Origin of the sequence: Mycobacterium sp. E1214, from assembly GCF_001666755.1 — a bacterium.
Classification (GTDB): domain Bacteria; phylum Actinomycetota; class Actinomycetes; order Mycobacteriales; family Mycobacteriaceae; genus Mycobacterium.
Genome location: NZ_LZJC01000162.1, coordinates 1 through 23768, shown reverse-complemented (window position 1 = coordinate 23768; position 23768 = coordinate 1). Strand labels below are relative to the sequence as shown.

The following is a 23768-nucleotide window of genomic DNA, read 5'->3' as shown; positions in this document are numbered from 1 at the left end:
TTGACTTAGCTAAGCGCGTGTTTCGGCGATCATTGAAACACGGCCCAAACCCTCAAGCCGTCATCCAGACCCGCGAGTCGGCCGATTGGCGAGAGATTGCCCGCGCCGGATCGCCCGGCCTCCGGGCGCAAGGCGTGCGGTACTTTAGCCGACCATGGCAGTGGTACCGATCCGCATCGTGGGAGACCCCGTGTTGCACACCCCGACGACGCCGGTAGCCGTCGGCGCCGACGGTGCGTTGCCGCCCGAGCTGCCCGGTCTGATCACCGACCTGTACGACACCATGGACGCCGCGCACGGCGTCGGCCTGGCGGCCAACCAAATCGGGGTTGCGTTGCGGGTGTTCGTCTACGACTGCGCCGACGACCGCGGCCAGACCCAGCGGCGCCGGGGCGTGGTGATCAACCCGGTGCTGGAGACCTCCGAAATCCCGGAAACCATGCCGGATCCGGACAACGACGACGAGGGTTGCCTATCGGTCCCCGGCGAATCCTTCCCCACCGGTCGCGCGCAGTGGGCCCGGGTGACCGGGCTCGACGCCGACGGCAGCGCGATCACGCTGGAGGGCACCGGGCTGTTCGCGCGGATGCTGCAGCACGAGACCGGGCACCTCGACGGCTTTCTCTACCTGGACCGCCTGATCGGGCGGCACGCCCGCGGCGCGAAGCGGGCCGTGAAATCGCACGGTTGGGGGGTGCCCGGCCTGTCGTGGCTGCCGGGCGAAGGACCGGACCCGTTCGGCCACTGATGATCTCGTGGCCCTGCGTGGGAACCCGGGTGACGGTCCGTTACCGTCGCGCGCCGGGTTCCGTCCCGCCGCTGACCGACGCGGTGGGCCGCCTGCTGGCCGCCGACCCGGTGGTGCGGGTGCGGATCAAGACCGGCGCCGTCGTCGAGTGCGCGCCCGACGACGTGGTGGCGGTGCGGGTGCTCACCGACGCGCCGGTCCGCACCTCGCAGATCCGCGCCGTCGAGCACGCCGCAGCGGCGGCCTGGCCGGGCGCCGAGCGCGACTGGTTGGACGGCTGGCTGCTGCGCGCCGGACCGGGCGGCGGGGTTGCCGCGAATTCCGCTGTCGCTCTTGACCTATCGGCACACGCCGGCTCGTTGCCGGCCATCGCCCGGTGGTATCGGGACCGCGGACAGCCGCCGGTGCTGGCCGTCGCCGATCGCCTGTTGCGGCTGCCGCCGGGGCTGACCGAGGGGCGTGCGGAACGCGTGCTGGTGCGCGACGTGCCGGACGCGCACGCCGTCGAGGGGCCCGCGTCCGTCACCGTGTCGGCGCGCCCCGACGACGCGTGGTTGGCGGCGTTTCGGCGCGGCCTGCCCGTCGAGGTGTTGACCGCCGTCCTCGACGGCGAGTTGGCGTTCGCACGGCACGGCGCGGCCGTCGCCCGCGCGGCGGTCACCGCCGCCCCCGACGGTAGCCGGTGGCTCGGATTGTCGGCGCTGTCGGCCGCCGACGACCGGTCGGCGGCGGCGCTGTGCGACGCGCTGCTGAGCTGGGGCGCCGCGCGCGGCGTGACGCGCGCCCACGCGCGGACGCCGAACACGGGGGCGTCTGCCCTGCTGCGGACGTTGGGCTTCCGGCCACATCATGCCCGCCGCTACATTCGGGGCGAACCCGGCGGCTGGGATATCGTATAGCCGTGTCCGACAACGTGATTGACGGTGGCGGCGAGACGCCACGGCGGCTGCGGCTGGCCACCTGGAACGTCAACTCGATCCGCACCCGGCTGCCGCGGGTCATCGACTGGCTGGCCCGCGCCGACGTCGACGTGCTGGCCATGCAGGAGACCAAGTGCTCCGACAGCCAGTTCCCCACGCTGCCGTTCTTCGAGATGGGTTACGAGGTCGCTCACGTCGGCTTCAACCAGTGGAACGGCGTGGCTATCGCGTCGCGCGTCGGCCTCGACGACGTCCAGATCGGCTTCGACGGGCAGCCCACGTGGAGCAGCAAACCCGACGTCGCCGCCACCGCCGAAGCGCGCGCGTTGGCCGCCACCTGCGCCGGCGTGCGGGTATGGAGCCTGTACGTGCCCAACGGCCGGACACTGGCCGATCCGCACTACACCTATAAGTTGGAATGGCTTGCCGCACTGCGCGATTCGGCGTCCGGTTGGTTGCGCGACGATCCGCGGGCGCAGATCGCGTTGACGGGTGACTGGAACATCGCCCCCAAGGACGAAGACGTGTGGAGCATGGAGGTGTTCGCCGGGGCCACGCACGTCTCCGCGCCGGAGCGCCGGGCGTTCGACGCGATCGTCGACGCGCAGTTCAGCGACGTGGTGCGCCCGTTCGCGCCCGGGCCGGGGACCTACACCTACTGGGACTACACGCAGCTGCGGTTTCCGAAGCGGCAGGGAATGCGCATCGACTTCATCCTGGCCTCGCCGGAATTGGCTGCCCGCGTGACCGATGCGCAGATCGTCCGCGAGGAACGCAAGGGCAAGGCGCCCAGCGATCACGCGCCGGTGCTCGTCGACCTGCGCCGCGACTAGGGGCGTCGGGGGCGCCCGCCCACCCGCCGGGCGGCCCGGTGCTCGAAATTGGGCGGCGCTACGCGTTGTCTGCGCGTAGCCCGAGTGGCAGGCTTTGAAGGCGACAAGCAGAAACGGTGTTGCATTACCGTTAACGCTGCGTTCAACGGGTACCCAATGCCAACGACGCGAGTTCGCGGCACCGAGCGAGAAGGCCAGGGAGTCAACCATGAGTGTCATCGGCGGAGCGGTCCGGGGCATCGGCCAGGCGGTGAACCGCGCGGCGACCACGACGACGGCCGCCGCGGGTGCCGTTGGCGGCGCCGCAGTCAACGGAGTCATCGGTGGCGTCACCGGCGCCGCCGAAGGCGTCAAGCGCGGCATGAGCAGCGGCAGCCACTCGGCGCCCGCCGCGGCGGTGGCGTTCGGCGCGCTGGGGGTGGCCGGCCTGATCGAGTGGCCGGTGCTCCTGGCCGTCGGCGGCGGCGCCCTGCTGCTGCAACGGTTGGGCCGCAAACACGACGCGCCCGCACCCAAGGCCAGCCTCAAGGCCGTGCCCGCCGAGCCCGAGCCCGAGCCCAAGGCCCAGACCCCGCGACCCGCCCCGGCGGGCGACGCCGCGCCGCAGAAGGCGGCCCGCAAGGCGCCGGCCAAGAAGGCCGCCGGTCGCCGCGCGGGAACGCCCCCGCTCCGCAGCACCAACTGACGCGCGGTCCGGCGACAGCTGACTAAGAGGAACCCCGTACCCCCGCTTTGAGCATCGCAACGTCAATACAACGAGCCGGCCCGGTGCGGGCGCTCGCCGCCGGCGTGCAGGCGACGACCGCCCTGGTCGGGACGAGCCTCACCGTTGCGGCGATTCCGCTGCGCGAGGGCGCCCGCGTCCTGACGGGCGACCTGCCGCAGGGGCCGCTGAGCCGCCGCTGCTGGCGCGGCGGCGACCGCGCCTGGATCGAGGTGCGCGGACTCGGCGCCGCCGCCGACGCCGAGCTGGGCGGCCGCGTCCTCGAGGCCGTCCGGGCCCACCCCGGCGTCGCCGCGGCCGAGCTCAACTACCCGCTGTCCCGGGTGGTCGTCTCCTTCGGCGGCGAAGACGCGTCGCTGCGCGATCTGTGCCGGATCGTCGAGCACGCCGAAAAGCGTTATGCGAAAACGGAATTCGTCAAGCCGACGGGACGCCCGACCAGCCTGCCTGGGGACGGCGCGGTGCTGGCGACCAGGGCGGCGACGGTCGCGGCGAGCGCGGCCGGCTTGGGCATCGCGATGACCGGCCGCGCGCTGCGCTGGCCGCGCGCGCCGCTGGGCGTCCTGGCGGCGGTGGTGGCCGTCGACTATCAGCCCTGGCTGCGCCGGGTGGTCGAGGACCGCATCGGCCGGCCGGCCACTGACACGGTGATCGCGTTGGCGGCGACGGCCGCCGAAACCGCGACGCTGTCTCGCGCGTCGCTGTCGGTGGGCGTGCTGCTGCAGTCGCTGAAGGCCGCCGAGAGCCGGGCCGAGGCGCGAGCGTGGCGGCACCACGAACCGGTGCTGGCTCAGCACGCCGACCACCCGGACACCGATGCCTCGGCGCAGCACAAGCCGCCGCGCGGGCGGCCCACGGACCACCACGCCGGCCGCTTCGCGCTGGTCCAGGCGCTCAGCGCCGCCGTCGTCGGAGCGACCACCCGCAATGTCAACGCGGCCGCGCTGTCCGTCCTGGTGAGCGCGCCGTCGGCGAACCGCACCACGCCCGAGGCGTTCGCCGCGGCGCTCGGGCGTGGTCTGGCCGACCGGCACGACGTGCTGGCGTTGCGGCCCGAGGCGCTGCGCCGCCTGGACCGCGTCGACGCTGTGGTGGTCGATCCCCGCATCCTGTGCACCGATGCGCTGCGGGTGTCGCGGGTCCGGGGCGCCCAGGACTCCGAGCTCACCGCCGCGTGGTCCCGCGCGCAGCTGATGCTGGAGAACGCGGGGTTGCGGCCCGGCTGGCGTCCCCTGCCCGGCATCGCCGCCGCCGCACCCGATTCCGCCGCCGAGGCCCTGTTCGCGCTGTCCCACGACCCGCTGGCGCCCGCCGTCATCGCCGAGGCCCGCCGGACCGGGTTGGACTTGCTCACCGTCGACGACGAATCGCTGGGCGAGTTGCGACCCGCCTTCGACGAGGTCCGGCCGTTGGCGGGTGACACCGTCGACGCCGCGCTCGCCGGCCTCATCGCCGACCTGCAAGACGCGGGCCAGACCGTAGCGATTCTGAGTTCGCCTGTTGCACAGCGGATTTGGGCGGCTGACGTGGCGCTCGCCGTCATGCCGCGCCCCGGGGCCGGGCCCCCGCCGTGGTATGCCGACCTGCTGTTGCCCGACCTGGCGGCCGCATGGCGGGTGCTGCGCGCACTGCCCGCGGCCCGGGCCGCCGCCCAACGCGGGGTCGGCCTCGCGGCCGGGGGCACCGCCATGGGGTCGTTGCTGATGATTCCCGGCGTCCCGGGGATCGGGCGCGGACCGGTGGCCACCGGCGCGGCCGCCGGTGTGCTGTCCGGATACCTGCTGGCCCGTGGCGTCCTCAACGAGGATCCGCCGCGCCCGGCGCCCGGGCAGGAGTGGCACGCGATGTCCGTCGAGCAGGTCCGTCGGGCGTTGCCGCCGCCGCAGGACGAACCGGCGGGCGAGCGGGACGCGCTCGCCCTGGCCGCCGTCGGCGCCGAGCCGCCCGCGACGCGCGGGCGCGCCGTCGTACAGTTCCTCAACGCCGTGCGCGCCGAGCTGAGCGATCCCCTGACGCCGGTGCTGGCGCTGGGGTCCGCAGCCAGTGCGGTGCTCGGCTCGCCGGTGGACGCGGTCCTGGTCTTCTCGGTTCTGACCGGGAACTCGATTCTCGCGGCCAGCCAGCGACTGCGCGCCGAGAACCGGCTGAATCACTTGCTGGCGCAACAGGTTCCGCCGGCCCGCAAGGTGCTCGACGGGCCGGACGGCGAGCGGCTCTACCGCGACGCCATCGCGGCGCAGCTGCAGCCCGGCGACGTCATCGAGGTGCGCACCCACGAGGTGGTGCCCGCCGATGCGCGCATCATCGAGGAGGTCGACGTCGAGGTCGACGAGTCGCCGCTGACCGGTGAGTCGCTGTCGGTGGAAAAGCAGGTCGACGCCACGCCCGGCGCCGATCTGGCCGAGCGGCGCTGCATGCTTTACGCCGGCACCACGGTGGTGGCGGGCACCGCGGTCGCGGTGGTGACCGCCGTCGGCGCCGACACCCAGGAACGCCGCGCCGCCGATCTGGTCTCCGGGGACAACTCGTCGGACATCGGCTTGCAGCACCAGCTCAGCCAGCTCACCAACCAGGCGTTCCCGGTCAGCGTGACGGGCGGGGCGCTGGTGGGCGCGCTGGGTCTGCTGCGGGGCACGGTGCTGCGCGAGGCGGTGGCCAGCGGGATCGCGATCGCCGTCGCCGCGGTGCCCGAAGGCATGCCGCTGGTCGCGACCCTGGCCCAGGCGGCCTCGGCGCGGCGGTTGACGAAGTTCGGCGCCCTGGTGCGCGTGCCGCGGTCGGTGGAGGCGCTCGGGCGCATCGACGTGGTCTGCTTCGACAAGACCGGAACGCTCAGCGAGAACCGCCTCCGGGTGGCGCAGGTGCAACCGGCACCGGGCACGTCGCGCGAGGAGGTGCTGCGCTGCGCCGCGCACGCCGCCCCGCCGTCCAACGGTGGTCCGCAGATCCACGCCACCGACGTCGCGATCGTCGAGGCGGCCGGCGAGTCCGCCAGCACCACTGCGCCCGACGCGCACCTGCCGTTCCGGTCGGGCAGATCGTTCTCCGCCTCGCTCACCGGCCGCGAATTGACCGTCAAGGGCGCGCCCGAGGTGGTGCTGGCCGCGTGCGGCGACACCGGCGCCGCAGCCGAGGAGGCGGTGGCGGGCATGGCCACCGGGGGCCTGCGGGTGATCGCCGTGGCGCGCCGGCAGCTCACCGCCGCCCAGGCGCGGGCCATCCGGCAGAATCCCGACGTTCTGGCCGAGCACACCCGCGACGGCCTGACGCTGACGGGCTTCCTCGGGTTGTCCGACACCCCCCGCCCGGCGGCGGCCGGGCTGCTCGCCGACCTGGGCCGTCAGGGCGTGGGCGTCAAGCTGATCACCGGTGACCATCCCATCACCGCGACGGCGATCGCGGCCGAGTTGGGCCTGTCGGTGACTCCCGAGCAGGTCATCAGCGGCGCGCAGTGGGACTCGCTGTCCCGCAAAGACCAGGAGCGGGTGGTCGGCGAGCGGGTGATCTTCGCCCGGATGACACCCGAGAACAAGGTCCAGGTGGTGCAGACCCTGGAGTCGGCCGGGGTGCGGACGGCCATGGTCGGCGACGGCGCCAACGACGCGGCCGCCATCCGCGCCGCCACGGTGGGCATCGGCGTCGTCGCGGGCGGCAGCGACCCGGCGCACCTGGCGGCCGACGTGGTGCTGGTCGACGCGCGTATCGAGGGGCTGACCGAGGCGATCCAGGAGGGTCGACAGCTTTGGCACCGGGTGCAGTCGGCCGTGTCGGTGCTGCTGGGCGGCAACGCCGGGGAGGTGCTGTTCGCGGTGGTGGGCAGCGCGCTCACCGGGACGTCGCCGCTGAACACCCGCCAGCTGCTGCTGGTCAACATGATGACCGACGCGCTGCCGGCCGCCGCCCTGGCGGTCAGCAAGCCGACCAGCTCGCTCGACCCCGCGGTGCGGGGTCCCGACCAGCCCGCGCTGTGGCGCGCGGTCGCGATCCGCGGCGTCACCACGGCCGCCGCCACCACGGCGGCGTGGGCGCTGGGAAGCGCGACCGGACGCCCGCAACGCGCGTCCACGGTGGCCCTGGTGGCGCTGGTCGGCGCCGAACTGGGTCAGACGCTGCTGGATTCCCGCGCGCCGCTCGTGGTGTTCACCGCGGTGGGGTCACTGGCCGCCATGGGAACGCTGATCAGCATCCCCGGGGTCAGCCAGTTGCTTGGCTGTACTCCGCTGGGTCCCGTCGGCTGGGCGCAAGGGCTGGGATCCGCTGCTGCGGCGACGGTCGCGATTGGCGTTGCGAATCGTGCGCTGACGGGTCGGGGCACAGCGGGCCCCGCGCCGCGCGGGACGCCGGCCGTGCCGAGCGAAGCGGCGCCCGTTCCCGACGGTGAATCTCGACAACCCCCGCCCGCCACAACAGCGCATAGAGTTCCACTAGCGGAACCCGCAGCACCGAAGCAACCGACGAAACAAGTGGATCGCCCCCAGAGTCGGTCATCGTCGACATAAGACCGACGGTGGTCGGAGTACCCGGCGAGGCGGCAAACCCTTCGTTACCGAAAGGCAAATGATGGCGGAAAAGAAGTCGCGAAAGGGCACCTCTCAGCGCGAGGCGGTGCAGAAGATCCGCGAGGGCGAAACGTTCGCGGTCAACCTGCCGGTCGTGGGCCAGGTGGAGATTCCCCGGCCCGAACAGCTGGCCTACTTCGGTGGCCTGGCGGCCCTCGCGGCGTTCGAGTTGATCGACTGGCCGGTCGCTGTCGTCATCGCCGCCGGGCACTTCCTGGCCAGCAACCACCGCAACAGGCTGTTGGAGGAGCTCGGCGAGGCCATGGAGGAGGCCTAGCACAGGCCTAGCGGAGCCGGTCAGTCTTCCTGGGTGTTGTCGAACCGCAAGGTGACCCGCGTGCCGCCCGGAGTGCGGCGGGTGTCGACGTGGTTGGCCAGCCCGCTCATCAGGGTGAGGCCGCGCCCGCGCCGCTTGCTGAACAGGCTCGCCGAGGAGTCGCCGACCCACCGCCCCGTGTCACTCACCGTGATCGTCACGGTGCCTGCGCGCAGGAAACCTTCGACCGACACCGTGCCGCGCGGCTCACGGCGGTTGCCGTGTTCGATCGCGTTGGTGACGGCTTCGCCGGTCGCCAGCAGGATGTCCGTCTCGCTTCGCGGTGTGACGCCGATCAGGGCCAGCCAGTCCCGCAGCTTTTCCCGCGCGATCGGGATCTGCCCCGGCACGGCCGGCAGCACGGAGGCGAAGCTGGTGGCGGCGCAGTGGCTCGGGCGCAGCGCGAGCACCACGACGTCGTCGCGGTAACCGGTCGGGGGCGCCATCTGGGCCAGCAGCTCGGCGCACACCGCCTCGACCGGGAGGTTGGCGCATTGGGCCGCAACGGTTTTCAGGCGGGCGAACCCCTCGTCGAGGGTCTCGCCGAGCCGCTCCATGAGGCCGTCGGTGTAGAGCAGCAGCAGGCTGCCCGGCGGCAACGTCGCCGTCGCCGTGGTGTCGTCGGGACGGTTCTCGGTGTCCATTTCCGCGACGGCCACCGGCGGCCGGCGGCCCCCATCCAGGAAGCGGGTCCGGACGTCGGGCTCCACCAACAGCGGGTACGGGTGGCCCGCGCAGCTGTAGCTCACGGTAGACCCCTCGCCGTGCGTGCCGGCCTCGATGACGCCGTACGCCAGGGTCGCGCAACGGGCACCCGAGACGCTGCGGGCGTACCTGTCGAGGCCGCCCAGCACGGCGTCGGGCTCGGCGGTGGTGAGCGCGGTGGCGGCCACCGCGGCGCGGAGCCGGCTCATCACGATCGCCGCGGGCAGGCCGTGCCCCACCACGTCCCCGACCGAGAACGCCAGCGTGCCGGGACGATTCAGCGGGGTGACCGAATACCAGTCCCCCCCGACGCGCATCGCCTCGCCGGCCGGCTGGTACACGGCCGCGACGACGGCGGCGGTCGAGCCGCGGTCCAGGTCGAGCAGGTGTTCCTGGAAGTCCACCGCGATGCGGTGTTCGCGCGCCGCGACGCGGACCCGGTCCAGCGCCGCCGAGGTGAGCTCGGCCGTCCGGCCGAAGGTCTCCAGGTCGGCCGCGTCGAACTGGCGCGGCGCGGGCCACAGCAGCGCCAGCGTTCCGATGACCCGACCGGCGTTGTCGCGCAACGGTTGTGCCACGCAGGCGCGTACGGCCGCCGCGGAATCCTCGGCGGCTTGGGCGTAGCGGGACGGCAACTGCAGGGTGTCGCAGACGATCATCGCCTCGCCGGTGCGGACCACGTCGGCCCCGATCAACGGGGCGTCGAGGACCACCACGTGGTAGCGGTCGCGCAATTCCGTCGGCAGCTTGCCCGCGTATTCGAACCGGACGTGGTGTTCGCCTTCCAGCACGCCGATGGCGACCGCGGCGGCATCACCCGAGCCGAACGGCGAACCCAGCAGCGCGTCCATGATCCCGGCGATCGAGTCGGTGCCCTGCAGCGCCGAGTCCAGGTGCACCAGGTCGGACGCCAGGCGCGACTGCGCCTCGCGGCGCTGGCGTTCGCGTTCCCGGTCGACCGCGGACAGCCGGGAGGCGACCCGGTCGATCAGCTCTTGGGAGCGGAACGGCTTGAGCAGGTAATCGTCGGCCCCGCCGGCGAAGCCCTCGTCGATGGCTTCGACCCCGGCGCGCGCGGACAACATCAGGATCGGCGTCGCGGCCAGTGTCGGGTCCGCGCGCACGGCCGCGACAAACCCGAAGCCGTCCAGTCCGGGCATCATCACGTCGGTCACGATCGCGTCGGGATGCACCTTGCGCGCGGTGGCCAACGCCGAGTCACCGTCGGCGACCAGCACGGTGTCGTAGCGGGGCGACAACACCCGGTCGATGTGCGCGCGCATGTCGGCGTTGTCGTCGGCGATCAACACCAGCTGCCGCGCCGGGTGGGGAGCATCCTGTGCGGCATTGGGCTCGGCGAGTGGGGTCACCCACTGGCTCGCCTCGGCGACGTACGGGTTGGTGGCGTCCGGCGCGCCGGCGGCCACCTGGTCGGACACGGCACTCGAATTCGATTGTGGCAGTGAGATTGTCACGGTGGTGCCATGGTCGACCGCGCTGTCGATGTGCACCGTTCCGCGGTGCAGTTCGACCAGCCCGCGCACCAGCGACAACCCGATGCCGGTGCCCTCGACACTGCGGCCACGCGCGTTGTCGGCCCGGTAGAACCGCTCGAACAACCGGTTGACGTCGTCGGCGTCGATGCCGACTCCCGTGTCGCGCACGGCGATCGAGCATCGCCCGGCCTCGGCGCGCACCCGCACCGCGATCGAGCCGCGCAGCGTGTACTTGACCGCGTTCGACAGCAGGTTCAGCACGATGGTCTCCCACATGGCCGCGTCGACGTCGGCCAGCGCTGCCTCGCAGTCCAGTTCGAGCTCGAGCCCCGCGCGGTGGCACAGCTCGGCGAAGGACGAGGCGATCTGCTCGGTGAGCGCGCCGACGTCGGTGCACACCAGTTTCGCGTTGGCGCGGCCGGCCTCGATGCGGGAGAAGTCGAGCAGCGAGTCAACCAGGCGCTGCAACCGCCTGGCGTTGCGACCCGCGGTGCTAAGACGTTCGGCCAGAACGCTTTCCGGCTCGGCACCGGACAACGCGTCGTCCAGCGGTCCCAGCAGCAGCGTCAGGGGCGTGCGAAACTCGTGGCTGACGTTGGTCAGAAACGCGGTCTTGGCCCGGTCCAGTTCGACCAGCGCGTCGGCCCGCTGGCGTTGCTGCTCGTAGGACACAATCGACGCGAAGGTCGACGACAGCTGGTCGGCGAGCAGTTGACAAAAGCCGCTGTATTGGGTGTCGAGGGGACGGCGCGGGCTGATGCCCACCACCAACGCCCCGCCGACGGTGGCCTCCCCCAACGGCAGTACCAGGGCCTGCTCGGGACAGTGGGGGCCCAGGACCTCCGCGATGCCCGGGATCGCGGACGCCACGTCGTCGATGAGGCGCGTCTCCGCGCGCGACAGCGTCGCCGCGTCCCCGCCGGCGAGCTGCGCCAGTTCCCGCGGCAGCAGCGGCAGCACCGATGTGGTGGCGCCGCGCAGGGTCACGGCCCCCGCCGCCTCGTCCTCGACGTAGACGGCGACGAACGGCAGGTCGGCGGGTTGCCCGGCGCAAACGGTGACGGCGACGCCGACGGCGTCGTCGACGCTGCGGGTTTCCAACATGGCAGCGGCCACCGTGTTGAGCAGGTGCAGGCGGCGTTCGCTGAGCACCCGTTCGGTGGTTTCGTAGGACGGGCAGAAGATGCCGAACGGCCGACCGTCGGCGCCCATCAGCGGGCTGTAGGTGAACGTGAAGTAGCGCTCCTCGCGCCGCCCGGCGGTCACCATCGCCAGCATCAGGTCACGCGACCAGGTCGCCTCCCCGGTGGCGACGACCCCGGAGAGCATCGGATTGATCGAGTCCCAGATGTCCCACCACACGTCGCGGCCGGGCCGGCCCAGCGCGGCGGGATGTTTGTCGCCGAGGATCTCGATGTAGGCCTCGTTGTAGACGACGAACAGATCCTCAGGCCCCAGCCACAGCGCCAGCGGGAACCGCGACGCCAGCGTCGTGGCGACGGCCGCGCGGACCTCGCTCGGCCAACTCTGCGGAGACCCTAAAGGGTGCGAGTCCCAGTCGAACTCGGCGAACCGCCGGCCCATCTCGCCGCCTAGCGACACCGCTGCGGCAAGGTCGGCCGGCAGGCGGGCGGTCACGGTTGTCGTTTTCGCTGCAGCGCGTCGGGCAAACTCGGGGAGATGTCGAAGATCCGGTCCAGCTCGGTGACCTGGATGGGACGCAGGACCTGGTCGTGGCTGGCCACCAACCGCACCGCCGTCCCGGCGGCCTTGCCGTCCTCGTGGCAGTCGAGCACCGCGTTCAGCGCCGCGCTGCCGAAGAAGTCCACCGCTTGCAGGTCGACGACGACCAGCCTGGCGGGGTGCGTCGCGGCCAGCTTGAGCGCGCCGGTCAGGTGATCGACGAGCTGGTCAACGGTACTGGAGTCGACATCGCCTTTGACGCGCACGATTACGGCGTCCTCGTGGGCTTCGTGTTCGACCGCCAACAACATCTTGCCTTTCGCCGCCGCCAATCTTCCATACTGCCGCCGCTAAGCCCGATGTGGCGGCGAGCATGCGCGGGCGCGCATTGCAGATCATCCGAGCCTAGCGCCTGGCGAACTGGCCATTTCACGAATCAGCGGTTACCCGGCTCACTGCTCGCCAATCCGTTCGTGCACCGTCAGCAGCAAATGGTCGAATTCGCTCTGTTGCAGAGCCGTCGGAGACGGCAGGCTGGTCACCTCCACCAGCAACTGCCGTGCCAGCGCCCGCAGCTTCACGTTGGTCTCCTGCGACCGCCACTGCAGCACCCGGAAGGCCTGCTCGGCGCTGACCCGGTAGACGTACATCAGCACGCCTTTGGCCTGCTCGATCGCGGCCCGGTTGTCGAATAAGTCGGGCAGCGCGGAGTCGAGCACCTCCTGGCGGGTTTCGTCGAAGGTTGTGGTCAGGTCGATGTAGTAACCGGCCGAGCCCACCACCACGCCGGAATCGTCGAGCATCCGGTCGGCCACCACGATCGCGTCGTGCACCCTGCCCGTGGTGTCGACGAAGCGGTGTCGGCTGGAAAACGAGCCGGCCGATTGCAGGGCGTAGTCCAAGATCTCCTGGACGTGCGCCCGGTCGTCGGGGTGTTTGTGGGAAAGCAGCAGTTTGGTGGTGGGCTGCACCTCGCCGGGTTCGTAGCCGTGCATCCGGGCGACCTCGTCGGACCATTCCCACCGCTGGCCGACGAACCAGAAGCGGATCGACCCCACGTTCAGGTAGGGCGCCACGCCGTCGGTCAGGCTCACTTCTTGGCCGCTGCTAGTGGCGGAGCCGTCTGCGCTCCGCTCCCCGCGCTGTTGCACGGTTGCATTTTTCCATCCACCCGACACGTCGGGCCACCGCCTGGGCGGAAACGCCGATCGGAATGCCGTGCGGCCCGGGGTGGGGGTAACGTCGCGTGCGGACCCATCCATCACACGCGGGAGCGCACGCCCAGTGCGCTGAGAGGACGGCTGAGGGCCGTCGACCGTACGAACCTGACCGGGTAATGCCGGCGTAGGGAGCAGAAATCATGACTGACGTCCTTTCCGAGACCGTCGACGCGTCGGTGACCACCGGGCCGATCGCGGGCAGCAGCAAGACCTACCGCGACGTGCCGGGGGTGCCGGGCGCCCAGGTTCCGTTCCGGCGGGTGCATCTGTCGACGGGCGACCACTTCGACCTCTACGACACCTCCGGCCCCTACACCGATGCCGCCGCTCGCGTCGACCTGACGAAGGGACTGCCGGCGCGGCCGGGCGTGGTGCGCGACCGCGGCACCCAGTTGCAGCGGGCGCGTGCCGGCGAGATCACCGCCGAGATGGCCTACATCGCGGTCCGCGAGGGCATGCCCGCCGAGCTGGTGCGCGACGAGGTCGCCCGTGGCCGCGCGGTCATCCCGGCCAACCACAACCACCCCGAGATCGAGCCGATGATCATCGGCAAGGCCTTCGCGACCAAGGTCAACGCGAACATCGGCAACTCGGCCGTGACGTCGTCGATCGCCGAGGAGGTCGACAAGATGGTGTGGGCCACCCGGTGGGGCGCGGACACCATCATGGACTTGTCCACCGGCAAGAACATCCACGAGACCCGTGAGTGGATCCTGCGGAATTCGCCGGTGCCCGTCGGCACGGTGCCGATCTACCAGGCGCTGGAGAAGGTCAAGGGTGACCCGACCGAACTCACCTGGGAGATCTACCGCGACACGGTGATCGAGCAGTGCGAGCAGGGCGTCGACTACATGACCGTGCACGCCGGCGTGCTGCTGCGCTACGTGCCGCTGACCGCCAAGCGGGTCACCGGCATCGTGTCCCGCGGCGGCTCGATCATGGCCGCCTGGTGCCTGGCGCATCACCGGGAATCGTTCCTGTACACCAACTTTGACGAGCTCTGCGAGATCTTCGCCCGCTACGACGTCACGTTCTCGCTCGGCGACGGGCTGCGGCCGGGATCGATCGCCGACGCCAACGACGCCGCGCAGTTCGCGGAGCTGCGCACCCTGGGCGAGCTGACCAAGATCGCGAAATCCCATGGTGTGCAGGTCATGATCGAGGGCCCCGGCCACGTGCCGATGCACAAGATCGTCGAGAACGTGCGGCTGGAAGAGGAGTGGTGCGAGGAGGCCCCGTTCTACACTTTGGGGCCGCTGGCGACCGACATCGCGCCGGCGTACGACCACATCACCTCCGCGATCGGCGCCGCCATCATCGCCCAGGCCGGCACCGCGATGCTCTGCTACGTGACCCCCAAGGAGCACCTGGGGCTGCCCGACCGCAAGGACGTCAAGGACGGCGTGATCGCCTACAAGATCGCGGCACACGCGGGTGACCTGGCGAAGGGGCACCCGCACGCACAGGAACGGGACAACGCGCTGAGCCAGGCGCGTTTCGAGTTCCGCTGGAACGACCAGTTCGCGCTGTCGCTGGATCCCGACACCGCGCGGGAATACCACGACGAGACGCTGCCGGCCGAGCCCGCCAAGACGGCGCACTTCTGCTCGATGTGCGGGCCCAAGTTCTGCTCGATGCGCATCACCCAGGATGTCCGGGACTACGCCGCCAAGCACGGCCTGGAAACCGAGGACGACATCGAGGCCATGCTGGCCTCCGGAATGGCCGAGAAGTCAAAGGAATTCGCCGAGCAGGGCAATCGGGTGTATCTGCCGCTGTCGCCCCGGTGAATTATCTGCCCCTGCCGCCGCCGGGCACCACCCCGCTGCGGGTGCTGACGATCGCCGGATCGGATTCCGGGGGCGGCGCGGGCATCCAGGCCGACCTGCGCACGCTCGCCCTGTTGGGTGTGCACGCGTGCGTCGCGGTGTCCGCCGTCACGGTGCAGAACACGGTGGGGGTGCGGGGCTTTCACGAGGTGCCCGCCGAGGTGGTGGCCGGCCAGATCGACGCGGTGGTCGACGACATCGGCATCCACGCCGCCAAGACCGGGATGCTTGCGTCGTCGGACATCATCGACGCGGTCGCCGCGGCGTGGCGCGGGCTCGGGCTGTCGGCGCCCCTGGTGGTGGATCCGGTCTGCGCGTCGATGCACGGGGATCCGCTGCTCGCCTCGTCAGCCCTCGATTCCTTTCGGCGTCAGCTGTTTCCGTTGGCCACGTTGGTGACGCCGAACCTCGACGAGGTGCGACTGCTGGTCGACATCGACGTCGTCGACGCGGCCTCGCAGCGGGCTGCGGCCGAGGCGCTGCACGCGTTGGGGCCGCGCTGGGTGCTGGTCAAGGGCGGCCACCTGCGTTCGTCCGACCGCAGCTGCGACCTGCTCTACGACGGCGCTAACTTCGTCGAGTTCGATTCCGAGCGCCTGTCCACGGGCAACGACCACGGTGGCGGTGACACGCTGGCGGCCGCCGCGGCGGCGGCGCTGGCCCACGGCGCGTCCGTCCCGGACGCGGTCGGGTTCGCGAAACGCTGGGTCACCGAGTGTCTGCGCGCCTCTTACCCGTTGGGCCACGGCCACGGTCCCGTCTCCCCGCTGTTCCGGCTGTCATGAACCTCGAGCCGATCGCGGGGGTCGCGCACGAGCCCGACGGGTCGCCTCAGGGCGTCGTGGTCCTGACCCATGGCGCGGGCGGCAATCGCGACGCGCCGCTGCTGCAACAGGTTTGCGACGAGTGGGCCCGGCGGGGCTGGCTGGCGGTGCGCTACAACCTGCCGTATCGTCGCCGCCGCCCCACCGGGCCGCCGTCGGGCTCCGCCGCCGCCGACCGCGCCGGCATCGTCGAAGCGGTCACACTGTGTCGCGGCCTCGCCGACGGCCCGCTGATCGCGGGCGGACATTCCTATGGGGGCCGCCAAACGTCGATGGTGGTGGCCGAGCAACAGGACGGCGCGGCCCCGACCGTCGACGTGCTGACGCTGTTCTCCTACCCGGTGCACCCGCCCGGCAAGCCGGAGCGTCTGCGCGTCGAGCATCTTCCCGACATCGCGGTGCCCACGGTGTTCACGCACGGCACCTCCGATCCCTTCGGCACGCCGGCCGAGGTCGCCGACGCGGCGGCGCGGATCCCCGCGTCGACCGCGCTGGTCGAGATCACCGGCGCCCGCCATGACCTGCGGTCGCGCACGCTGAATGTGGCGGCGCTGGCGGTCGACGCGGCTCTGGGGCTGCTCGGCCGAATTTAGACAGCTAAAACTGGACAGTTTTAGCTGTCTACTTTAGGGTGGTGGCGTGGAGGGTATTGGGGACTCCGCCGCGGCCGCGGCCCGCGAGATCCGGGTGGTGTTCAGCCGGTTGCGGCGCCGCTTGAAAGATGTTGCGGTCGAGGGCTTGTCGCCGTCGCAGACGGCGGTGTTGACACGGCTGTGGAAGGACGGTCCGTCGTCGGCCAGCGCGTTGGCCGGGGCCGAGCAGGTGCGTCCGCAGTCGATGGCGACCATTCTGGCCGCACTGAGGCAGCGTGGGCTCATCGAACGCACGCCGGACCCTGATGACCGCCGGCGGCAGGTGGTCTCGTTGACCGAGGCCGGCCGCAAGCGCGCGGAGAGCGACCGCCGTGCGCGCGAGGAATGGTTGGCACGGACGTTGCAGGACGGCTACACCGAGTCCGAGCGCCGCACCATCCTGGAGGCGCTCGCGCTGCTGGAGCGCCTGACCGATCAGTAGCGATACGAAAGGTACTCACGGACAATGGAACTCGGATTGCACTTCATCGACTTTCTACCCGGCGATCCGGCCACATTGGGTCCGACGCTGGCCGATGCCGCAATTGCGGCCGAGCAGGGCGGTGCGACGCTGTTCACGCTGGCCGACCACTTCTTCCAGATGGAGGGCATGGGACGCGCGGAGGACCCCTTCCTCGAGGGTTACACCTCGTTGGGTTTCCTGGCCGGCCGGACGAGCACGATCGAGCTCGGGCTGCTGGTGACCGGCGTGACCTATCGCCAGCCGGGCCTGCTGGCCAAGGCGCTCACCACCCTGGACGTATTGTCCACTGGGCGTGCCATTTTCGGCATCGGGGCGGCCTGGTATGAACGCGAACACCACGCGCTGGGTTTCCCGTATCCGCCGGTGAGCCAGCGTTTCGAGCTGCTCGAGGAAACGCTGCAGATCTGCCGGCAGATGTGGAGCGACGACAACGGCCCCTACGACGGCAAGCACTACGCGTTGGCCGAGACGATCTGCGAACCCCAACCGATCCGGCGCCCGCCGATCCTGATTGGCGGTGATGGCGAGAAGAAGACGCTGCGCCTCGTCGCGCAGTACGCCGACGTCTGGAACAGCACCGTCGGCGACGTCGACCAGCTCAAGCACAAGGTCGAGGTGTTGCACCGGCACTGCGAGTCCGTTGGCCGCGATCCCGCCGAGATCCGCAAGACCGTCGGGCATTTCGTCGACCCGTTCGAGGATCTCGACGGCTACCTCGCGACCGTGGCACGGTTCGCGGAACTGGGCTTCGACATGGTCAACGCCGGCCCGTTCCCGGGCAACCCGGACCCGGTCGGCTTCATCCGCCGCATCGGCGACGAGCTCATCCCCCGGCTCGCCGAAATCGGTTGAGGGAGTTAGGTATTGCCGACACTCAGCCGGGATAGCGCGAGTAACAGGCGTCCATGTTGCCGGTCACGCCTCCCCGAAACGCGGCGATCCGGGTGAATCCGGCGGGCACGCTGGTGCCGTCGGCGTCGCTGGCCACCAGATGATTGATCAGCAGCCCGGCGACCGCCTTGTCCAAGTCACCGGCGGTCAGCTGCAGCTGATTGTGGGAGGGCAGGCTGATCGGTTCGGCCATCTTGCGGTGCACCACACCGGTCAGGCACGCCGTCCGCAACGCGGTCCACGGGCTTTGCATGGGCAGGTCGCGCTCGTGCTGCACCGCCAACGCGTACCGCGACATCACCACCGACAGGGCCGTGTCGTCGCCCTGCGGCAGGGTGTGCTGCTTCTCGGCGGACACCTTGCCCAGGACGGCGAGGGCGGGCAGGTCGACGGCGATGGTGTTGGTGCCCGGGCAGTACGACGCCGGCGGGCTGGGCTTGGCGTCGGGGCACGCGGCGCCCTGATAGGACAACGTCGGCGGGTTCTTCGGCGCGAAGATGACGCCCAGCAGTTCCATCAGGGTCGACAAGGTGTCCTTGTTGATCGGGACCTCACCGCTTTCATGCGCCCCACGGGTGTCGGTGCGCAGCGTGGTCGGCAGGTCGCCGCGCCGCTGCTCGATCTCTTGTTTGTTGATCGCGACGCAGGCCGGCGCGCCGCTGATGAAGCCCTGCTGGAAGGCGCTGATCCGGTCCATCGCCGACCCGTGCGCGTCGTCGCTTTCGGTATCGCTGTCCATGACCGGGTCACGCAGCGTGATGAGTCCCGCCAGCACATGGTCGAGCCCGTCGGCGGTGCTCAACGTGAAGCGCGGCGATTTTCCATCGGCGACCCAGAACAGGTACACGCCGGCGAAGCAGTCGGCCTGCTGCTCGCGAACCAACGTCGGGTCCCGTCTGGTCACCAGCTTCGCCATCTGCTGCAGGGCGTGCCCGAATTCGTGGGCCAGCACCCCGGTGACGGCCATGTCGCCGAAGTACTGCTGCGCGATGGGCATGAACACGCCGCGGTCCCAGGCGATCAGATTGCAGCGGCCGGTGAAGAAGGCGTTGACCAGGTCGTAGGTCTGGGCATGGCAGACGATCGGGCTGTCGGGGTTGGTCGCGTCGTACGACACGAACTTTCTGACCGGGTGGAAGGTGCCCTTCAGCGATTGGCCGTACACCGACTGCCAGTAGTCCTCGATGTCGTTGATCGACAGCAGCGAGAGCTTGTCGATCGCGCCGTTGTCGGTGTTGAGCACCTGACCGTTCGGGGCGGGCCCGTTGGGGCGGATCCCGCTGGGCCCGTTGGCCGCGGGCAGGCCGGCGACCATGAAGGGGTCGTTGAGCATCGACAGTGCGCGGCCGTCGGCGAAAGTGGTGCAGCCCGCCACCAACAGGACCGTCGCCAACCAACCGAATGTCGCCCTGAGCGCATGGCTGTTCATGACCGTCCTCGTCCGACCGGGCAGCAAGGGACTCATTCTAAAGGGGCGGGCGCCCGCGAGGGGGCGAACCCCTTGAGAACCAGCAAACCGCGCTAGGGCACCCGGCTCCGGTGCCGCTTGTCGTGCGGCGCTACACCGTTGACACCGCCGATGGACTCGGCGTACGTGCCCACCGCGAACCCGACGCCGGCACCCATGATGGCCAGCGCGTCGGCGTTGACGTTGTCGACGGTGTCGCGTGGCGTCTGGAAATTCGGGTCGAACGGGACGCCCGCCTGGCCACCCCAAAGGCGGGCCTGCACCGCGGTTTTCGGCTGCGCCGCGCCCGTGGTCATGCCCCCGACCGGCACGCCCGCGACCATGAAGGGGTGGTAATCGGTTCTGGTGTTCAGCGGCATGTCCGCGGCCCGCTTGCCGGCCAGGCTCAAATAACCGGTCAGGGTGCGCTCGATGCCGGCCGAGCCGTCCGGCACGTCGCCCGGCGTGATTCCCGGTGCGGGCGGGCCCGATTGATCGCCGTCGTCGGTGAAGAATCCCGCGTTCGGCGACGCCAGCATGGTGAAGTCGAGGTACATCGCGATGTCGTTGAGTTGCTCACGGGTCATGCCGAACACGTAATCCATAGCGCCGTTGATGCCGTCCTCGTCGGCGCCCCAGAAGACGAACCGCACCGCGTTGCTTACCGGCGCCAAGGGGCCCAGCTGCAGCGCCGTCTCCAGCACCGCGGCCACCCCGGACCCGTTGTCGTTGACGCCCGGGCCCACTCGCGGCCCGTCGAGGTGGGCGCCGACCACGATCACGTCATGCGGCGAGCCGGTCTTGGTCTGCGCCAACACGTTTCGCGAACTGATCATGACATTGCGGGCATCCAGCACCAGGCGCATCGGCCCGCTGGCGTAGGCCAGCGCGGCCGCCCCGTAGGCGCCGACGACGGCTACCGGCACGGTGAGCTGTTTGAAGTAGCCGGGGTTGAACAACGTCGGCGGGGCGCCGCGCCCGTCGGGCGCGCTGAGCACGATCAGGGCGGCCGCGCCCTTGGCCACCGCGCTGTTTTGCTTGTCGACCACCGAGCAGTGCGAGTCGTCGACGATCGCGATCGACCCCGCGGGCACCGTCGCCGGGTAGTCCGCGGCCGCACACCCGGAGGGTCGCAGCGGCCGGACCGGCTGGCCCGTCAGGCCGCCGGGTGGGGTCTGCACCAGCAGCGAGGCCTGGTCGACGGTGTAATTCTGGCCTGCCACGGTCAGCGTCGGCTTACCCAGCGCGACGTTGAACAGCCGGTCGAATTGCGGCGTCGCGACGTCGAACCCCCTGGCGCGCAGGGCTTTCGCGACGTAGTCGACGCTGGCGTCATAGCCTGGGGTGCCGTCCGCCCGGGTGCCCCTGTTGGCGTTCGCGATGTCTTGCAAGGCGCGCAGGTGGACCAGCATCCGGTCGGCGGTGATCCTTTTCGCCAGGCCGTGCCCGAGATCCGGTGCGGCCGCGGGCGGCGGCTTGGGCGACGAACAGGCCGCCAGCAGCGCGACGACGACGATCAGTGCAAAGCCGGTTCTGCGGGTCATGGCTTGGCGAGCACGTGGCGCGTGCGGTCCGCCGCGGCGGGGACTCCGTTGTGCCCGCCCAGATCCTGCGCATACAACCCGATGGCGTAGGCGACACCGCCCCCGTTGATGCCCAGCGCGACGCGGTTGATGTGGTCGAGGGTGTCGGTCTTCTGGTGATAGTTGGGGTCGAAGGGTTGATCGGCGCTACCGCCCCACATCTTGGCTTCCACGCCGGACATCTTGCCCTCCGCTCCGGAGAACAGGCCACCGGCGGGCACACCCGCCAGCGTGAAGCCGTCGTAATCCGAGCGACCGTCGAACGAGGTGTCGCGCGCGGCCTTGCCGGCCGACTTCAGGTAGTTCACCAGCGTGCGTTCGATGCCGGCCGAGCCCTCGGGCACCACCGGTTGCCCGCGGGTCTCCGGCGGTAGCGATTGGTCGCCGTCGTAGGTGAAGTAGCCCGGATTCGGCGAGGCCAGCATGTCGAAATTCAGATACAGCGCAAGGCTTTTCAGCGCGTTTAGGTCCAGGGATTGCACGTAGTCACGCGAACCGATCAGGCCGAGTTCCTCGGCGCCCCAGAAGCCGAACCGGACCGCGTTGTGCACCTGCGGTGAACTGCCCAGCTGCACGGCGGTTTCCAGCACCGCGGCCACCCCGGATCCGTCGTCGTTGATGCCCGGGCCGTCGGGGACGCTGTCCAGGTGCGCGCCCGCCATCACGACATCGTCGGGCGAACCCGTCTTGGTCTGCGCGATCACGTTGCGGGCCTTGAAGTTCTGCACGCTGGCGTTCAGCTTGATCGTGGTGGGTCCCGGCTGGCCGCGCAACTGGACGCCGGCGGATTTGGTGACGCTGACGACCGGGATCTTGACCTCGGTGTTGGCGCCGAGCGTGCCGCCCATCTGCTGTTCGTCGACGTTGTCGGCGATGATCAGGGCGACGGCGCCGCGCGTGGCCGCGGCGTCCTCTTTCTGCGCGAACGGGCAGTTGCCGCGGTCGAGCAGCACGACGGCGCCCCGCACCGGCAGGTCGCCGTAGTCCGACGGCGCGCAGCCCGGGTGGTCACCGCCCGGTCCGACGACCAGGGGGCCGCTGACACCGTCCGGCGGCGTGCCGAGGCTGAAGTCCAGCGCATGCGACTCGACCGGTCTGCCGCCGACGGTCACCACCGGCTTGTCGCCGTGGAAGACCCGCGCCGAGAATTCCGGTGTTTGCACGTCGAACCCGTTGTCGCGCAACGTCGTTGCTACGTAGTCGACGGTGGCGTCGAAGCCGGGTGTCCCGACGGCACGAGTCCCGTTGTTGGCGTCGGCGATGTCTTGCAGCTTGGACAGGTGGCGCATCATCGCGTCCGTGGTGACCTTGTCGTGCAGGGCGGCGGCGAACCGGCCGGCGGCGGGATCACCGCTCGACTCCTGGGCGTCGTTCGACCGATCGGAACACCCGGCGGCGGCTGCCCCCACGGCGAGGACGGCGAGCAACGCGGGGATCACCTTGACTGTCTCGACCATCGCGCCCCAGGTTAGACCGCGGCCGCAAGTGATGCGGGGACAACACTCCCCGAATCAGACGTACAGGGCGGTGAACGGCGCGACGGGGATGTTGCGCACGACGAACCAGGCCAGCACCAGGGCCATGGTGATCAGCGGGGCCCAGCGCTGGTGCTGCCAACTGCGCAACCGTCGCCCGCCCACGCGGGCGTAGGTCCACGCGAAGTAGGCCCACACCAGCAGCACGACGGCCACCAGACCCAGCGCATTGAATCTGGCGGCCGCCGCCACGTCGCCGTGCATGAGCGAATACAGCATGCGCAGGCTGCCGCAGCCGGGACAGTCGATGCCCAGAAGCGCCTTGGTGGGGCACACCGGCAGCGGGCCGTGCGGAGTGGTCGGGTCACCCACCCAGATGGCGGCGCAGACCGCCGTCGACGACGCGGCCACCACCAGTGGGGCGCCCCACCGCAGCCGCGCCGACCCTGGGTGGGTCACCATGATTGCGACCGGGCTCAGACCATGGCGGCGAGCGCCGCGTTGGTGTCCGTGTTGAGTGCGCCCGCCGCGATCAGGACGCCGTAGATGATGGCCACGATGACGCCCGCGACGACCGACCAGATCACCCACTTCTTGGCGCTGTCGGCGGCGGCCTGCGCCCCGGGGTAATTGCCCTGTGCCCACAGACCGTTGACCTGGCTGGACTTGACGATGGCCACGATGCCGAAGGGCAAGCAGCAGAAGATCGTCGCCAGGATGGACCACACCAGGTAGTTGTTCGGCGCCTGCCCGGCGGGTTGCTGCGGGGGGTATCCGGGCGGCGGTGCCGGGCGCGAGGCCGGGGCCGACCGTCACGCCGGCCAGCAGCGCGGCAACCACCCAGCCACGTGACGCGTTGGTCATCACCGACCCATACTCGCTCAGCTGCCGCGCCGCCGGCCAGCCCGGTGGGGCCCCGACGCGCTCGCCCGCGGCCGGTGGGCGCCTCGGCAAACGCCGCACGGCGGCATTCCGACCCTTGGCGGGGCGTGCCGATGGCACCGCCCGCAGCGGCGGCACCGGAGCCCGACCGCCGTGCCGGGCCACTCGTCGCGGCGCACCCCGCGTCGGTGCCGCGGTGCGGGCAGGCCCGTCGTCGCCGATTTACCGCAGGCGCTCGTCCTGCGATTTTGCCGGCGCGCCGACCCCGCCTCGGGGCGGCCGCGACAACGGCTCGCAGCCGAAGCGGGCCGGCCAGCCGCGCACGGCCGCGGGCGCCGCCCAAACCGATTTCACATTGCTAGTGCCGTGACGACTCCGCTCGGGTATGGTTAGCACCGCTTGACGCCAGCTAACTCTCTTGACTGGAGAATCGATGACCAACGCGTCACGTGGCTGGGTGGTTGCCGCGCTGCTGGCCGGCGTGACGGTCGGCGGCGGCCTGCGCCCGGCACCGCCG

19 protein-coding genes, 1 pseudogene and 1 riboswitch are annotated in these 23768 nt (G+C 70.8%); of the genes and pseudogenes, 11 read left to right on the top strand and 9 right to left on the bottom strand.

Translation table 11 applies throughout. From position 1 onward, the window contains the following. The first annotated feature begins 154 nt into the window (after window positions 1–154). The 5 genes and pseudogenes from A5700_RS22475 to A5700_RS27480 all read left to right on the top strand — a co-directional run. Window positions 155–748 (top strand): peptide deformylase, encoded by a 594-nt coding sequence (locus A5700_RS22475; protein WP_068071022.1) that lies wholly within the window; start codon window positions 155–157, stop codon window positions 746–748. Continuing rightward, on the top strand, window positions 748–1647 hold the full coding sequence (locus A5700_RS22470) for a GCN5 family acetyltransferase (protein ID WP_068205032.1): 900 nt from the start codon (window positions 748–750) through the stop codon (window positions 1645–1647). Before A5700_RS22475 ends, A5700_RS22470 begins: the two co-directional genes overlap by 1 nt. 47 nt (window positions 1648–1694) lie before the next feature. Further along, entirely contained in the window at window positions 1695–2501 is an 807-nt protein-coding gene (locus A5700_RS22465) for an exodeoxyribonuclease III (protein WP_068071053.1), read from the top strand. A 208-nt stretch (window positions 2502–2709) separates the two neighbouring features. Then, window positions 2710–3186 (top strand): hypothetical protein, encoded by a 477-nt coding sequence (locus tag A5700_RS22460; RefSeq protein ID WP_068071018.1) that lies wholly within the window; start codon window positions 2710–2712, stop codon window positions 3184–3186. Between the two features lie 557 nt (window positions 3187–3743). Then, a pseudogene (locus A5700_RS27480) lies at window positions 3744–7445 on the top strand (HAD-IC family P-type ATPase); the annotation flags it as partial. On the opposite strand, the gene A5700_RS27250 reads toward A5700_RS27480, so the two are convergent. Then, the gene (locus tag A5700_RS27250; RefSeq protein WP_255377978.1) at window positions 7420–7713 is read right to left on the bottom strand and encodes an Rv1535 domain-containing protein; all 294 of its coding nucleotides are present in this window, start codon (window positions 7711–7713) and stop codon (window positions 7420–7422) included. The pseudogene A5700_RS27480 and the gene A5700_RS27250 overlap by 26 nt on opposite strands. 72 nt (window positions 7714–7785) lie before the next feature. Between A5700_RS27250 and A5700_RS22450 the strand changes: the two genes are divergently transcribed. Then, window positions 7786–8061, top strand: coding sequence for a hypothetical protein (locus A5700_RS22450; protein WP_156671386.1), 276 nt, complete (start codon window positions 7786–7788; stop codon window positions 8059–8061). Between the two features lie 20 nt (window positions 8062–8081). Here A5700_RS22450 and A5700_RS22445 read toward each other — a convergent pair whose 3' ends face one another. From A5700_RS22445 to A5700_RS22435, 3 genes are all read right to left on the bottom strand, one after another. Then, window positions 8082–11939 carry a SpoIIE family protein phosphatase gene (locus A5700_RS22445; RefSeq protein ID WP_068071012.1) on the bottom strand — a complete coding sequence of 1286 codons (3858 nt, stop codon included), beginning with the start codon at window positions 11937–11939 and terminating at the stop codon, window positions 8082–8084. Next, on the bottom strand, window positions 11936–12295 hold the full coding sequence (locus A5700_RS22440) for an STAS domain-containing protein (protein WP_068071010.1): 360 nt from the start codon (window positions 12293–12295) through the stop codon (window positions 11936–11938). Before A5700_RS22440 ends, A5700_RS22445 begins: the two co-directional genes overlap by 4 nt. Window positions 12296–12436: 141 nt before the next feature. Next, window positions 12437–13078, bottom strand: a complete 642-nt coding sequence (locus A5700_RS22435; protein ID WP_068071008.1) for a PAS and ANTAR domain-containing protein — start codon at window positions 13076–13078, stop codon at window positions 12437–12439. Window positions 13079–13241: 163 nt separating this feature from the next. Further along, window positions 13242–13352, top strand: a riboswitch (TPP riboswitch). Between A5700_RS22435 and thiC the strand changes: the two genes are divergently transcribed. The 5 genes from thiC to A5700_RS22410 all read left to right on the top strand — a co-directional run bounded on the left by thiC (window position 13345) and on the right by A5700_RS22410 (window position 17825). Further along, window positions 13345–14994 (top strand): phosphomethylpyrimidine synthase ThiC, encoded by a 1650-nt coding sequence (thiC, locus tag A5700_RS22430; RefSeq protein ID WP_068071004.1) that lies wholly within the window; start codon window positions 13345–13347, stop codon window positions 14992–14994. It overlaps the preceding riboswitch by 8 nt. Further along, window positions 14991–15818 (top strand): bifunctional hydroxymethylpyrimidine kinase/phosphomethylpyrimidine kinase, encoded by an 828-nt coding sequence (gene thiD / locus A5700_RS22425; RefSeq protein WP_068071002.1) that lies wholly within the window; start codon window positions 14991–14993, stop codon window positions 15816–15818. Before thiC ends, thiD begins: the two co-directional genes overlap by 4 nt. Further along, window positions 15815–16450, top strand: a complete 636-nt coding sequence (locus tag A5700_RS22420; protein ID WP_068071000.1) for an alpha/beta family hydrolase — start codon at window positions 15815–15817, stop codon at window positions 16448–16450. Before thiD ends, A5700_RS22420 begins: the two co-directional genes overlap by 4 nt. 46 nt (window positions 16451–16496) lie before the next feature. After that, window positions 16497–16931, top strand: coding sequence for a MarR family winged helix-turn-helix transcriptional regulator (locus A5700_RS22415; protein WP_068070998.1), 435 nt, complete (start codon window positions 16497–16499; stop codon window positions 16929–16931). A 24-nt stretch (window positions 16932–16955) separates the two neighbouring features. Beyond that, window positions 16956–17825 (top strand): LLM class F420-dependent oxidoreductase, encoded by an 870-nt coding sequence (locus tag A5700_RS22410; protein ID WP_068070996.1) that lies wholly within the window; start codon window positions 16956–16958, stop codon window positions 17823–17825. A 22-nt stretch (window positions 17826–17847) separates the two neighbouring features. On the opposite strand, the gene A5700_RS22405 is transcribed toward A5700_RS22410, so the two are convergent. The 5 genes from A5700_RS22405 to A5700_RS22385 all read right to left on the bottom strand — a co-directional run bounded on the left by A5700_RS22405 (window position 17848) and on the right by A5700_RS22385 (window position 23100). Continuing rightward, window positions 17848–19293 (bottom strand): peptidase, encoded by a 1446-nt coding sequence (locus tag A5700_RS22405; RefSeq protein WP_068070994.1) that lies wholly within the window; start codon window positions 19291–19293, stop codon window positions 17848–17850. 92 nt (window positions 19294–19385) lie between these two features. Further along, window positions 19386–20855 (bottom strand): M28 family peptidase, encoded by a 1470-nt coding sequence (locus A5700_RS22400; protein WP_068070992.1) that lies wholly within the window; start codon window positions 20853–20855, stop codon window positions 19386–19388. Next, window positions 20852–22351: a M28 family metallopeptidase gene (locus A5700_RS22395; RefSeq protein ID WP_068070990.1), complete on the bottom strand. Its 1500-nt coding sequence runs from the start codon at window positions 22349–22351 to the stop codon at window positions 20852–20854. Before A5700_RS22395 ends, A5700_RS22400 begins: the two co-directional genes overlap by 4 nt. 54 nt (window positions 22352–22405) lie before the next feature. Further along, complete coding sequence (locus A5700_RS22390; RefSeq protein WP_068070988.1) at window positions 22406–22831, bottom strand: DUF2752 domain-containing protein; 426 nt, start codon at window positions 22829–22831, stop codon at window positions 22406–22408. Window positions 22832–22845: 14 nt separating this feature from the next. Further along, window positions 22846–23100: a CD225/dispanin family protein gene (locus tag A5700_RS22385; RefSeq protein WP_082966242.1), complete on the bottom strand. Its 255-nt coding sequence runs from the start codon at window positions 23098–23100 to the stop codon at window positions 22846–22848. Between the last annotated feature and the right edge of the window lie 668 nt (window positions 23101–23768).

Bases quoted from the DNA above. Each gene is read 5' to 3' on its own strand.
- A5700_RS22475 (WP_068071022.1), top strand. From the start codon at position 155: ATGGCAGTGGTACCGATCCGCATCGTGGGAGACCCCGTGTTGCACACC.
- A5700_RS22470 (WP_068205032.1), top strand. From the start codon at position 748: ATGATCTCGTGGCCCTGCGTGGGAACCCGGGTGACGGTCCGTTACCGT.
- A5700_RS22460 (WP_068071018.1), top strand. From the start codon at position 2,710: ATGAGTGTCATCGGCGGAGCGGTCCGGGGCATCGGCCAGGCGGTGAAC.
- A5700_RS27250 (WP_255377978.1), bottom strand. From the start codon at position 7,713: ATGACCGACTCTGGGGGCGATCCACTTGTTTCGTCGGTTGCTTCGGTG.
- A5700_RS22450 (WP_156671386.1), top strand. From the start codon at position 7,786: ATGGCGGAAAAGAAGTCGCGAAAGGGCACCTCTCAGCGCGAGGCGGTG.
- A5700_RS22440 (WP_068071010.1), bottom strand. From the start codon at position 12,295: ATGTTGTTGGCGGTCGAACACGAAGCCCACGAGGACGCCGTAATCGTG.
- thiC (WP_068071004.1), top strand. From the start codon at position 13,345: ATGACTGACGTCCTTTCCGAGACCGTCGACGCGTCGGTGACCACCGGG.
- A5700_RS22420 (WP_068071000.1), top strand. From the start codon at position 15,815: ATGAACCTCGAGCCGATCGCGGGGGTCGCGCACGAGCCCGACGGGTCG.
- A5700_RS22410 (WP_068070996.1), top strand. From the start codon at position 16,956: ATGGAACTCGGATTGCACTTCATCGACTTTCTACCCGGCGATCCGGCC.
- A5700_RS22405 (WP_068070994.1), bottom strand. From the start codon at position 19,293: ATGAACAGCCATGCGCTCAGGGCGACATTCGGTTGGTTGGCGACGGTC.
- A5700_RS22400 (WP_068070992.1), bottom strand. From the start codon at position 20,855: ATGACCCGCAGAACCGGCTTTGCACTGATCGTCGTCGTCGCGCTGCTG.
- A5700_RS22395 (WP_068070990.1), bottom strand. From the start codon at position 22,351: ATGGTCGAGACAGTCAAGGTGATCCCCGCGTTGCTCGCCGTCCTCGCC.
- A5700_RS22390 (WP_068070988.1), bottom strand. From the start codon at position 22,831: ATGGTGACCCACCCAGGGTCGGCGCGGCTGCGGTGGGGCGCCCCACTG.